This window comes from Thermaerobacter nagasakiensis, assembly GCF_055396825.1.
Genome location: NZ_AP043740.1, coordinates 1,815,695 through 1,828,117, shown reverse-complemented (window position 1 = coordinate 1,828,117; position 12,423 = coordinate 1,815,695). Strand labels below are relative to the sequence as shown.

At 73.8% G+C, this 12,423-nt stretch carries 8 protein-coding genes and 1 other RNA gene; all 9 read right to left on the bottom strand.

The window, feature by feature from the left end; translation table 11 throughout:
- Positions 1–3: 3 nt before the first annotated feature.
- A complete protein-coding gene (locus tag ACZ5T9_RS07720; RefSeq protein WP_464832504.1) occupies positions 4–1,545 on the bottom strand; it encodes a replication-associated recombination protein A in 1,542 nt (513 codons plus the stop codon).
- Between the two features lie 47 nt (positions 1,546–1,592).
- Entirely contained in the window at positions 1,593–2,633 is a 1,041-nt protein-coding gene (locus ACZ5T9_RS07715) for a threonine aldolase family protein (protein WP_464832503.1), read from the bottom strand.
- Positions 2,634–3,064: 431 nt separating this feature from the next.
- A complete protein-coding gene (trxA, locus tag ACZ5T9_RS07710) occupies positions 3,065–3,394 on the bottom strand; it encodes a thioredoxin (protein ID WP_006904711.1) in 330 nt (109 codons plus the stop codon).
- Positions 3,395–3,702: 308 nt separating this feature from the next.
- Positions 3,703–3,889: non-coding RNA, 6S RNA (gene ssrS, locus ACZ5T9_RS07705), on the bottom strand.
- 94 nt (positions 3,890–3,983) lie between these two features.
- The gene (gene aspS, locus ACZ5T9_RS07700) at positions 3,984–5,831 is read right to left on the bottom strand and encodes an aspartate--tRNA ligase (protein ID WP_464832502.1); all 1,848 of its coding nucleotides are present in this window, start codon (positions 5,829–5,831) and stop codon (positions 3,984–3,986) included.
- Positions 5,828–7,141 (bottom strand): histidine--tRNA ligase, encoded by a 1,314-nt coding sequence (gene hisS / locus ACZ5T9_RS07695; RefSeq protein ID WP_464832501.1) that lies wholly within the window; start codon positions 7,139–7,141, stop codon positions 5,828–5,830. The genes aspS and hisS overlap by 4 nt, the downstream gene beginning before the upstream one ends.
- 66 nt (positions 7,142–7,207) lie before the next feature.
- A complete protein-coding gene (gene dtd, locus ACZ5T9_RS07690) occupies positions 7,208–7,663 on the bottom strand; it encodes a D-aminoacyl-tRNA deacylase (RefSeq protein ID WP_464832500.1) in 456 nt (151 codons plus the stop codon).
- 61 nt (positions 7,664–7,724) lie between these two features.
- On the bottom strand, positions 7,725–9,923 hold the full coding sequence (locus tag ACZ5T9_RS07685; RefSeq protein ID WP_464832499.1) for a RelA/SpoT family protein: 2,199 nt from the start codon (positions 9,921–9,923) through the stop codon (positions 7,725–7,727).
- Positions 9,924–9,984: 61 nt separating this feature from the next.
- Complete coding sequence (gene recJ / locus ACZ5T9_RS07680; protein WP_464832498.1) at positions 9,985–12,351, bottom strand: single-stranded-DNA-specific exonuclease RecJ; 2,367 nt, start codon at positions 12,349–12,351, stop codon at positions 9,985–9,987.
- Between the last annotated feature and the right edge of the window lie 72 nt (positions 12,352–12,423).

The window sequence follows — 12,423 nt, the reverse complement described above, 5'->3', positions numbered from 1 at the left end:
GGGCTACTCTTCGCGGGGCGTGACGGGCGTTCCTCCGCCCTCAGGTTCCCCGTCCGTGGAGGGTGCCTGCGCCCCTCGAGGTTGCCCGGCCCGCGACCTCCCCTGGCGGGACGGCCGATCGACATCATCGGGCCGGCCCGGCTCCCTCGCCGGCCGGCCTCGCCGCGGTCCAGGCGGTCCGGCCGGTCCCCGCCGGGCCTCGATGACGGGCGCCAGGCGGCCCTCGTACCCCTGGTCGCTGGGGACGTAGAAGCGGGCGCCCAGGAGCTCGTCCGGCAGGTATTGCTGCCGCACGAAATGGCCCGGGAAGTCGTGGGGGTAGCGGTAGCCCTGGCCGTGCCCCAGGGCCCGGGCGCCCCGGTAGTGGGCATCCCGCAGGTGCCGGGGGACCCCGGCGATGGCCTGTTCTTCCACGGCTCTCCAGGCCGCGTCGATGGCCCGGATCACCGAATTGCTCTTGGGTGCCGTGGCCAGGTAGAGCACGGCTTCCGCCAGGGGGATACGGGCCTCGGGCATGCCCACCTGCTCCGCCGCCGCGGCCGCCGCGGCGGCCACCTGCAGGGCCCGCGGGTCGGCCAGCCCCACGTCCTCCGCCGCATGGACCAGCAGGCGCCGGGCGATGGTGCGGGGATCCTCGCCCGCGTAGAGCATCCGGGCCAGCCAGTAGACGGCGGCATCGGGGTCGGAGCCGCGGATGCTCTTGATCAGGGCCGACATGTGGTCGTAGTGCTCGTCGCCCGCGGGGTCGTAGGCCAGGGCCCGCCGCTGGATGGACTCCTCGGCCGCCGCCAGGGTGATGCGCCGCACCCCGTCCGCCCCCGGCGGCGTGGTGAGCACGGCCAGCTCCAGGGCGTTCAGGGCCGTGCGGGCGTCCCCGCCGGCCACCCTCACCAGGTGCTCCAGGGCGGCCGGGTCCACCTCTGCGCGGTACCTTCCCAGGCCCCGCTCGGGATCGGCCAGGGCACGCAGCAGGAGCTGCCGCATGTCGTCATCGGAAAGGGGCTCCAAGCGGAAGATCCGGGCCCGCGAAACCAGGGGCGGGACGCAGGCGAAGTAGGGGTTCTCCGTGGTGGCGCCGATCAGGGCCACCAGGCCGCTCTCCAGGTGGGGCAGCAGGGCGTCCTGCTGGGCCCGGTTCCAGCGGTGGACCTCGTCGACGAAGAGCACCGTCGAGCGGCCCTCCAGGGCCCACCGCTCCCGGGCCTCCTCCACCACCCGCCGCAGGTCGCCCACCCCCGCGGTGACGGCGTTGAGGGGCTCGAAGTGGGCCCGGGTGGTGCGGGCGATGATCCGGGCCAGGGTCGTCTTGCCCGAGCCCGGCGGGCCCCAGAGGATGATCGACCCCAGGCGGTCCGCTTCGATGGCCCGCCGCAGCAGCCGCCCCGGGCCCACCAGGTGCTGCTGGCCCACGAACTCCTCCAGGGTCCGGGGCCGCATGCGCTCGGCCAGGGGCGCTTGCTGCCGGGCCCGTTCCTCCGCCGCCCTGGCGAAGAGGTCTTGTTCCGGCTTGTCCTTGCCGGCTCCAGGCGTGCCCTTCGGCACCACCCTCGCCCCGCTCCTTCCGGGCGGCCTTCCCGGCCGGGCCGCCCGCGTCAGCCTTGGGTCAGGATCCGGTGGAAGATGGCCAGCGCCCGGTCCGCGTCGGCCGGTCCCACGTCCTTGTGGGTGACCCAGCGCAGCCGGTGGGCGTCCACGGCGTTGACCTTGACCCCGGCGGCCGCCAGCTCCCCGGCCAGCTGGTAGGCCGTCCGGCCCGTGCCGCTGACGTCGACCATCACCATGTTGGTCTGGACCGTCTCCATGTCCACCCGGACCCCCGGCAGGCCGGCCAGGCCCTCGGCCAGGCGGCGCGCCAGGGCGTGGTCTTCCGCCAGGCGGTCGATCATCTCGTCCAGGGCCACCAGGCCCGCCGCCGCCAGGATGCCCGCCTGCCGCATGCCGCCACCCAGGGCTTTGCGGTAGCGGCGCGCCTCGGCGATGAACTCCCGGTCACCCACCAGCACGGAGCCCACGGGGCAGCCCAGTCCCTTCGACAGGCTGAACATCACCGAATCGGCCGGGGCGGCCAGGCGGCCGGCCGGCACCCCCAGGGCCACCGCCGCGTTGAAGATGCGAGCCCCGTCCAGGTGGACCTTGAGGCCGTGGCGGTGGGCCACCTCGGCCACCGCGGCCGTCTCTTCCGCCGTCATCACCGTGCCGCCCCAGCGGTTGTGGGTGTTCTCCAGGCAAAGGAGCCGCGGCGGCGGGAAGTGGATGTTGGCGGGCCGGATGGCGGCCTCGACCACCGCCGGATCCAGCACCCCGCGTCGGGACGGAAGGGGCCGCACCTGGCAGCCCGCCAGCAAGGCCACGCCGCCCACCTCGTAGTAATAGATGTGGGATTCTTCCTCCAGCAGCACCTCGTCGCCGCGGCGCGTGTGGGCCAGCACCGCCGCCTGGTTCGCCATGGTACCGCTGGGGAAGAACAGGCCGGCCGCCTTGCCCAGCCGCTCGGCCGCCACCTCTTCCAGGCGCCGGACCGTGGGATCCTCGCCGTAGACGTCGTCGCCCACCTCCGCCTGGGCCATGGCCCGGCGCATGGCGGGCGTGGGCTGGGTGACGGTGTCGCTGCGGAAGTCGATGATGTCCGCCACGGCTGCTTCTCCTCTCCCGACCGCCTCCCGGGCGGTCAGCAATCCTGTCCTCAGGTGGGGTGGAACCCGCACCGGGGGCAGAGCCATCCCCAGGGCCGGCGCGCCAGCTGCGCTCCGCAGGCGGGACAAGGCAATGCGCCCGCCGGCGACGGCGAGGCCGCCGGCGCCGAGGGCGCGGCGGGGCCGCCGGCACCGGCCGGGGACGGGCCGGACCGGTGCAACGGAAAGCCGCTGGGGCCGGACCGGCTCCCCGGCGGCCCGTCTCCCGCGGCGGGCGGTGGCCCCGCCCCTCCCTCCCGGTGGTGCCCGTCCATGGCCCAGCCTCCCGCTCCGGCCCACGCCCCCGGGTTCCCAGGATCCCCGCTGGCCCGGAATACACGGGCGGGGCTGCGGCCCTGGCGGCCGCAGCCCCGCGGCGGGGCCGGTTCTTCTCAACCGATGGCCTTGAGGATCTCCTGCTCCAGCTCTTCCTTGGGACGGAAGCCCACGATGCGGGCCACGGGCTGGCCGCCCTTGAAGACCAGGAGGGTGGGAATGGACATGACGCCGTAGCGGCCGGCGATGACGCCGTGGTCGTCCACGTTCAGCTTGGCGACCTTCAGCCGGCCGGCATACTCCTGCGCGATCTCCTCCACGATGGGAGCGATCATGCGGCACGGGCCGCACCAGGGCGCCCAGAAGTCCACCAGCACCGGCTGGTCGGACTGCAGCACTTCCGCGTCGAACTGTTCGGCGGTGAGATCCAGAATGCCCGCTGCCATGCCTGCGCCTCCTTCTTCCTGACCCTGGGGCCGCCGGCGAGCCATGGCGGCACCGGCGCCCGGACCGCGAGGCCCCGGCCCCGGCACCGGCGGCCGCCCCCGCAGCGGGAGGTCCCGGCGCCGGGTCCCGAGGCCGGCGCCGGTCCTGCCGGCGGGTCTGGGTACAGCACCATCTTAAACCACAACGGCCGGGCCGGGACAACGGTCCGCCACCGGCGCCACCGGGCACCCGCCAGGGCACCGCGGCGGCACGCCGCACAGAATACAAAACCGGCCGGGTCCCTGCCCGGCCGGATGCCTGTCAAAAGGCCCACCCCGCGTGTGCCGTGGCGCCAGAGTCTTTGAACCCGCTCCCCCACAGGTGGGTGCCCTCCCACGACCGTCTTGCCCGTCCCCTGACCGTGGGGGCATGGACGCAGGCCGCGGAGAGCCGGGCTCCCTTTGTCTTGGTGTTGGATCAAGACTTCTTGCGCACCACGCGCACCGCAGGGTGGCTCGTTCCGCTCCGCTCGCGCGCCTTCATCGTAGCACGGGCCCCCGACCCCTTCAACGGTGAAAGGCTGGAGATGGCCGGCGCCGCGGACCGGGCTTACCGCTGCTGGATGCGCAGGTGCAGCTCCTCCAGCTGGCCGGGGTCGACCTCCGCCGGGGCGCCGGTCAGCGGGTCGACCGCGCGGGCCGTCTTGGGGAAGGCGATGACGTCCCGGATGCTGGACGCGCCCGCCGCCAGCATCACGATGCGGTCGAAGCCGAAGGCGATGCCGCCGTGGGGCGGCGGGCCGTAGTCAAAGGCTTCCAGGAGGAAGCCGAAGCGCTCCCGGGCCTTCTCCGGGGGCAGGCCGATGGCCCGGAACACCCGCTCCTGCACGTCCCGCCGGTGGATCCGGATGCTGCCGCCGCCGATCTCGTAGCCGTTGAGCACCAGGTCGTACGCCCTGGCGCGCACGCCGGCCGGATCCGACTCCAGGCGGTCCAGATCCTCGTCCCGGGGCGAGGTGAAGGGGTGATGGCGCGCCACGTAGCGCTGCTCTTCCTCGTCCCACTCCAGCAGGGGGAAGTCCACCACCCAGGCGAAGGCCCATTCCTTGACCCGCGGCCACGCCAGCCGCTCCGCCAGCTGCAGGCGCAGCTTGCCCAGCACCACCGAGGCCCGCTCGGGCTCGTCCGCCGCCAGCAGGACCAGGTCGCCCGCCTTGAGCTCCAGCCGGCCGGCCAGGGCGGCTCGTTCCTCCGGCGTGAAGAACTTCACCACCGGACCCCGCCAGGCCTCGGGATCGGGTTCCGGCACCGCGATCCAGGCCACGCCCGGGCTGCCCGCGGCGCGGGCCGTCTCGTTGAGGGCGTCCAGCTCCTTGCGGGACAGGGCCGCGCCGCCCGGAGCGCGCAGGGCCCTCACCGCCCCGCCGGACGCCAGGGCCGCCTGGAACCCGCGGAAGCCGGTCTGGACGAACACGTCGCTGACGTCCACCACGACGGGCTCGTAGCGCAGGTCCGGCTTGTCGCTGCCATACCGGGCCATGGCCTCGGCATAGGTCAGCCGCGGCAAGGGCAGGGGGACCTGGACGCCCAAGAGCTCCTGCCACAGCTCGGCCATCATGCCCTCCGCCATGGCCAGCACGTCGTCCACGTCGACGAAGCTCATCTCCACGTCGATCTGGGTGAACTCGGGCTGCCGGTCGGCGCGCAGGTCCTCGTCCCGGAAGCAGCGCACGATCTGGAAGTAGCGCTCGATGCCTCCCACCATCAGAAGCTGCTTGAACAGCTGGGGCGATTGGGGCAGTGCGTAGAAGCGCCCGGGATGCAGGCGGCTGGGCACCAGGTAGTCGCGGGCTCCCTCGGGCGTGCTCCGGGTGAGCATGGGGGTCTCCACCTCGAGGAAGCCGTTGCGGTCGAAGTACCGGCGCACCACCTGATAGGCCCGGTGGCGCAGCCACAGGTTGCGGAACATGGCCGGCCGCCGCAGGTCCAGGTAGCGGTAGCGCAGCCGCAGGCCCTCGTCCACCTCGGCGGCGGCATCGAGCTCAAAGGGCGGCGTCTTGCTGGTCGCCAGGATCCAGAGCTGGGCGGGCACCAGTTCCACCTCGCCCGTTGCCAGCCGCGGGTTCACCGCCTCGGGCGCCCGGCGGCGCACGGTGCCCCGGGCGGCGACGACGAACTCGGCCCGCAGCCCTTCCGCCGCCTGCACCACCTCCGGCGGCGCTTCCGCCCGGTTGATCACCAGCTGCAGGCGCCCCGTGCGGTCGCGCACCTCCACGAAGCGCAGCCCGCCCAGGTCCCGCACCCGGTGGACCCAGCCGGCCACCGTCAGGGTCCGGCCCACGTGCTCCGGCCGCACCTCGCCGCATCCCAGGTCCCGGCCCATGCGATCCCCCTGCCAGGAACTGAGGGCCGGTGCCAGGGTCGCCCCTTCCCGGCCGGATTCGTCCATCGCCCTCATGCCCGGTCCACCTCCGCCGATCCCCTCGTCTCCGCCGCGGCGGCCGCCCCAGCAGGCCGCAGGACCGCGGCCAGCTCCCCCAGGGGCACCCGTCGCTGCTGGCCCGACGCCAGCTCCCGCACCGCCGCCTCGCCGCGGGCCCACTCGTCATCCCCCAGGATGACGGCATAGCGCACCGGGAGCCGCCCGGCCGCCCGCAGCTGGGCCTTGAGGCTGCGGCCCACATGGTCCATGTCCACGGCCAGGCCCTGGCGGCGCAACGCCTGCACCAGGGCCAGGACCCGCGTCCGCGGTACCTGGCCCGTCACCGCCACGTAGGCGTCCAGGGGCCGGCGGGCCCCCGGCGGGCGACCTGCCGCCTCCAGGGTGAGCAGGAGGCGCTCCAGGCCCATGCCGAAGCCCACGCCGGGCGTGGGCGGCCCGCCCAAAAGCTCGATCAGGCCATCGTAGCGGCCGCCGCCGCACACGGTGTCCTGGGCCCCCAGGCCGCCGTACTTGATCTCGAAGACGGTCCGGGTGTAGTAGTCCAGCCCGCGCACCAGGCCGGGGTCCAGCCGGTAGGCGATCCCCAGGGCGTCCAGCGCCGACTGCAGCTGGTCAAAGCGGGCCCGGCAGTCCTGGCACAGGTAGTCCACCGTGCGGGGCGCCCCGGCCTTGTGGGGCTGGTCCGCCGGCACCTTGCAGTCCAGCAGGCGCAGCGGGTTGGTCTCCAGCCGCGCCCGGCAGTCGGCGCACAGCTCCGCCGCCCGGGGACGGTAATACTCCAGCAGGGCCTGCCGGTAGCGGGGCCGGCAGGCAGGGCAGCCGATGCTGTTGAGGTGCACCTCCAGGCCCTCCAGCCCCAGCTCCGCGAAGAGGGTCATGGCCAGTGCGATGATCTCCGCATCGGCCGTCGCCTCCCCCGCCCCGAAGATCTCGGCGCCGAACTGGACGTGCTGGCGGTAGCGCCCCGCCTGGGGCCGCTCGTGGCGGAACATGGGCTGGATGTAGAAGAGCTTGACCGGCTGGGGGCCGTTGTGCAGCCCGTTTTCCAGGTAGGCCCGCACCGCCGCCGCCGTGCCCTCCGGCCGCAAGACCAGCTGGCGGTCGCTGCCCGGCGGGGTCAGCACGTACATCTCCTTCTGGACGATGTCCGTCGTCTCGCCCACCGTGCGCTGGAACAGCTCCCGCGCCTCGATGACGGGCGTGCGCAGCTCGCCGAAGCCGAAGCGGGCGGCCACGTGGCGGATGCGGGCCTCCAGGGCCTGCCACCGCGGCGCCTCTTCCGGGGTCACGTCATAGGTGCCTCGGGGTCGCTGGATGCGCTCCAAACCTTTCCCTCCTCGGGCCCGCCGGCCCTGCCGGCCGGCGGGCCGGCCATCGCCCTGCTGCCGGCCCTACGCCCGGCTGTCGAGCCATAAGGTCACCGGCCCGTCGTTGACCAGCTCCACCTGCATGTCGGCACCGAACCAGCCCGTCTGGACGAACAGGCCCCGCGCCGCCAGGGTCTCGGCCACCGCCCGGTAGAGGGGCTCGGCCTGCCCGGGGGGCGCGGCGGCGCTGAAGGAAGGCCGCCGCCCCCGCCGGCAATCCCCCAGCAGGGTGAACTGGGACACCACAAGGACGTGGCCCTCCGTCTCCTGGAGGGACCGTTCGAAGTGCTTCCCGGCCGCCGCGCCCTCGCCGGGAAAGATGCGCAGGTTGGCGATCTTCTCGGTCATCCACTGCACGTCGGCCGGACCGTCGTCCCGCTGCACCCCCAGCAAAACAACGACCCCTCGACCGATGGTGCGAGGGGCTTGTCCGGCGGTGTGCACCGAGGCCCGGGCCACCCGCTGGATCACGGCCCGCATACCCGACCTCCGTTCCCACTGCGGGTCCCCGCGGTCCGGCAGCCGCCCCGGCCCGCGGCCCTTACCGGTTGACCACCCGCTCCACCCGGATCACGTCCCGCACCCGCTCCAGCTGCCGGCGCAGGTGGTCGAACTGCTCCAGGTTCTGGACCTCCACCACCAGGTCGATGGTGGCCGTGCCGTCCCGGTGGGTGCGGGTGCGCGCCGCCAGGATGTTGCGCCGCGTATCGGCCACCACCGCCGCGATGTCGGACAGCAGCCCCACCCGGTCGTAGCAGTCGATCTCCACCGCCACCGGGAAGGCCTGCCCCGCCACCTGGTCCCAGCCGACGTCGATCAGCCGCTGGCCGGCCTCGGGGCTCGCCTTGAGCATATTGCAATCGGCCCGGTGGATCGAGACCCCCCGGCCCCGGGTCACGTAGCCCACGATGGGGTCGCCGGGAACCGGGTTGCAGCAGCGGGAGAAGCGCACCAGGACATGGTCCAGGCCGCCTACCCGCACCCCTGCGCCGCGCACCGGCGCGGGCCGGGCGCGCCGCACCTCCTCGGGCACGGCCGGGACGGCCTCGCCCCCTTCCCGCGCGGCCCCCTGGCGGCGGTACAGGTCCCGCAGGCGGCCCGCCACCTGGCCCGCCGCCACCCCGCCGTAGCCGATGCATACCAGCAGCTCCTCGCCGTCCGGCAGGTTGTAGCGGGCGGCCACCTCATCCAGCCAGTCCTTGCGCCAGACCTCCTTCACCGGCAGGCCGTGGGCCCTGAGCTCGTGCTCCAGCATGAGGCGCCCGCGCTCCAGGTTCTCGTCCCGCCGCTGCTTCTTGAGCCACTGGCGGATCCGGCTGCGGGCCGTGGAGGTGCGCACGAACTGGAGCCAGTCGGCGCTGGGACCGCTGGATTGCTTGCTGGTCAGGATCTCGACGATGTCCCCGTTCTTCAGCCGGTAGTCCAGCGGCACGATGCGGCCGTTGACCTTGGCGCCCACGCAGCGGTGGCCGATCTCCGTGTGGATCCGGAAGGCGAAGTCCACCGGGGTGGAACCCGCCGGCAGGTCGATCACGTCCCCCTTGGGCGTGAAGACGAAGACCTCGTCGGAAAAGACGTCGATCTTCAGGGACTCCATGAACTCCCGGGCGTCGCCCAGGTCGTTCTGCCACTCCAGCACCTGGCGCAGCCAGGCCAGCTTGGCGTCGAAGTCCTTGTCGGTGCGCCCCCGCTCCTTGTACCGCCAGTGGGCGGCGATGCCGTACTCGGCGGTGCGGTGCATGTCCCAGGTGCGGATCTGGATCTCGAAGGGCTCGCCCTGGGGCCCGATCACCGTGGTGTGCAGGGACTGGTACATGTTGGACTTGGGGGTGGCGATGTAGTCCTTGAAGCGGCCGGGCAGCGGCCGCCAGATGGTGTGGACCACGCCCAGCGCCCCGTAGCAGTCCTTCACCGTATCCACGATGACCCGCACGGCGATCAGGTCGTAGATCTGGGACAGGTCCTTGCCCTGCTCGTACATCTTGCGGTAGATGCTGTAGAAGTGCTTCGCCCGCCCCTGGATGTCCGCCCGGATGCCGGCCTCGGCCAGCTTGGCGCGCAGGGTGCGGATGATCACCTGGGCCAGCTCTTCCCGCTCCGCCCGCTTGCGGGGGATGCGCTCGGAGAGCTCCCGGTAGCGCTCGGGCTCCAGGTAGCGCAGGGCCAGGTCTTCCAGTTCCCACTGGATCTGGGACATGCCGAGGCGGTGGGCCAGGGGCGCGAAGATCTCCAGGGTCTCCCGCGACTTGGCGATCTGCTTCTCCCTCGGCACCACGGCCAGGGTGCGCATGTTGTGCAGGCGGTCGGCCAGCTTGATCAGCACGACCCGGATATCCCGGGCCATGGCCAGGAACATCTTGCGCAGGTTCTCCGCCTGCTCTTCCAGGCGGGTGCGCCATTCGATCTGGTTGAGCTTCGTCACCCCGTCCACCAAAAGGGCCACCTCGGAGCCGAACTCCCGCTCCACCTGTTCCAGGGTGACCGCGGTGTCTTCCACGGTGTCGTGGAGCAGGGCCGCCACCAGGGTGGCGGCATCCAGCTCCAGGTCGGCCAGGATGAGGGCCACCGCCAGGGGGTGCTCGATGAAGTCCTGGCCCGAGGCCCGCTTCTGCCCCTGATGGGCCGCCTTCCCGAACTCGAAGGCGCGGCGCAGCCAGTCCAGGTCCTCCGGGCCGAGATACCGCCCGGCCCGGCGGATCAGCTCATCGGGTGTGACGGAAGGCTGCAGCTCCACGGCCACGGGCCCGCACCCCCTTTCCTCCGGCCGGATCGCCCGTCCGGCCCTTCCGGCGCCCGCAGGCTCAGCGGCCGCCCGGCGCCTCTTGTCCCCCGGGACCGTCCCGGCTCCCTGCGCCCGGCCCGTTGATCCTTCCCTGCTGCCCGTTGGCGTTTCTTATCAGTTCATTGTATCCCAGAGGGAGCGGTACAGCCAGAGGCTGGGCCAGCACCTCTTCGGCTTCGCCCCAGCGGCCTGCCGCCAGCGCAGCGGCCACCCGGTCCAGCACCTGGCGGCGCAGGGTGCCGGTGCGGTAGCGGGGGCTGCGGTTGAGGTCGAAGGCCTTCTGTCCCCGCGGGGCCAGCACCCACGCCCCGCCGGCGACCGCCGCTGCCTCCGGCCCGGCACCCGGCGGCAGCGCCGGCGGGGGGCCGCCTGCAGGCCCGCCGGGTGGCCGTCCCGGCCCGCCGCCGCCCGCCGGTGCCAGGACCCCGGCTTCCCGCAGGATCTCCAGGGCCGCCTGCAGGGTGTGGCGCGGCCACCGGGGCAGCCGGGCGGCCAGGGCGTCCAAGAGGGCCCGAGGGCCCGCGGGCAGGAGCCAGCCCCCTGAGGTTGGCACCGCCAACCCTTCCCTTCCGCGGGCGACCTCCTCCAGGGCGGTATAGACCTGCACCAGGGCCGCGCGGTCAGGGTAGAGCTCGGCCGTCCACCGCCGCCGCCGCTCCAGCTCGGCCGCCAGCCACGTCGCCCGGGCAGGCTCGGCGGGGCGCAGGTCCTGGACCCGGAGATCGACCCGCAGGTTGCCGCGGTAAGCGTCGACCCGCGGCCGCACGGCCACCTCCACCTGGGGCACCTGGGCCAGCTGCCGGGCCAGCTCCCCCAGGCCGAAGGCCACCGCCGACCAGCCCCCCGGCCATTCCAGCCGCAGGTGCTCGCCGCCCCCCACCGCCCGGGCCACGGCGGGCGGCAGATCCGCCAGGGCGATCACAGGCTCGGGGTTGCCTTCCCCGAAGGGGGCCAGCCGCTCCAGCTGGCGGACGGCCTCTACCGTCAGTTCCTCCGGGCGGGCCACGGCGTCCACCTCCACCACCGGCACCCGCTGGGCCGGGGTCAGGGACCGGCGCGCCTCTGCCGCCAGCCGCTCCCCCAGCTCGCGCCACCGGGCGGCCGGCAAGGTGAACCCCGCCGCCTGGGCATGGCCGCCGAAGCGGGCAAAGAGCCCGGCGCAAGACGCCAGCGCCCGGAACAGGTGGAACCCGGCGATGCTGCGCCCCGAACCGGTGATCCATTCGGCCTGCTGGCGGCCCACCAGGGCCGGGCGGTGGAACAGGTCGACCAGGCGGGACGCCACGATCCCCAGCACCCCCTGGTGCCAGCCCGGGTGGGCCAGGGCGATCACCTCGTCGCCGTACAGCCCCTCGCCCCGCTCCAGGCGCTGGAGGGCCTGCCCGAGGGCCAGGTCTTCCTGCTGCCGGCGCAACCGGTTGAGCTGGTCGACGGCCAGGGCCAGGGCCCGGGCCCGTTCCCGCTGGTCGGTGGCCAGCAGCTCCCACGCCTGGTAGGCGGAGCCCATGCGGCCGGCCGCATTGAGGCGCGGCGCCAGGATGAAGGCCACCCCGTGGGCGTCGAGGCGCGTGTCCCCCAGGCCCGCCACCTCCGCCAGTGCCGCCAGCCCCGGCAGGGGCGCTGCGGCCAGCTCCGCCAGGCCCCGCTGCACCAGGGTGCGGTTCTCGTCCTGGAGGGGGACCACGTCGGCCACGGTGGCCAGGGCGGCCAGCTGCCACCAGACGGGGGAAGCCGGTTCGTCCCCCAGCAGGGCCTGCAGCAGCTTGAAGACCACGCCGGTGCCGCAGAGGCCGCGCCAGGGGTAGCGGCTGTCCGAACGGTGGGGGTTGATCACGGCCAGGGCCGGCGGCAACTCCCCCTGCGGCTGGTGGTGATCGGTGACGATGACGTCCAGCCCCCGCCGCGCCGCCTCGCCCAGCGGCCCGTGGGCCGCGATGCCGTTGTCCACGGTGATGAGCAGGGTCGCGCCCATGGCCTGGGCGGCCTCCAGCGCCCCCGGCGGGACGCCGTAGCCCTCCCCGTGCCGGTCGGGGATGTAGACCTGGACCCGGGCACCGGGCTCGAAATCCTGCAGGCCGCGGTAGAGCAGTGCCGCCGCCGCCACCCCGTCCACGTCGTAGTCGCCCACGATCAGGATCCCCTCGTCCCGGGCCAGGGCGGTCCGGATCCGCGCCACCGCCGCCTCCATGCCGGGCAGCAGGAAGGGGTCGTGCAGCAGGGGATGGCCGTCCAGCAGGCGGCGGGCCGCCGCCACGTCCGTCCAGCCGCGGGCGGCCAGCACACGGGCCGTCAGGGGTGTCACCCCCAGGGCCCGGGCCAGCCGCTGGGCGGCGGCCGGATCGGCCGGGCGCACCTGCCAGCGGCGGCCCACCAGGGGAACCCTCACCGGCCCCGTCCCCCGCGGCGGGGGCCACGGCGCCGGTCTTGACGCGGATCTCGAGCCCTTCCTGCTTGAACC

Coding starts and splice junctions, on each gene's coding strand:
- trxA (WP_006904711.1), bottom strand. CDS start 3,394: ATGGCAGCGGGCATTCTGGATCTCACCGCCGAACAGTTCGACGCGGAA.
- aspS (WP_464832502.1), bottom strand. CDS start 5,831: ATGAGGGCGATGGACGAATCCGGCCGGGAAGGGGCGACCCTGGCACCG.
- dtd (WP_464832500.1), bottom strand. CDS start 7,663: ATGCGGGCCGTGATCCAGCGGGTGGCCCGGGCCTCGGTGCACACCGCC.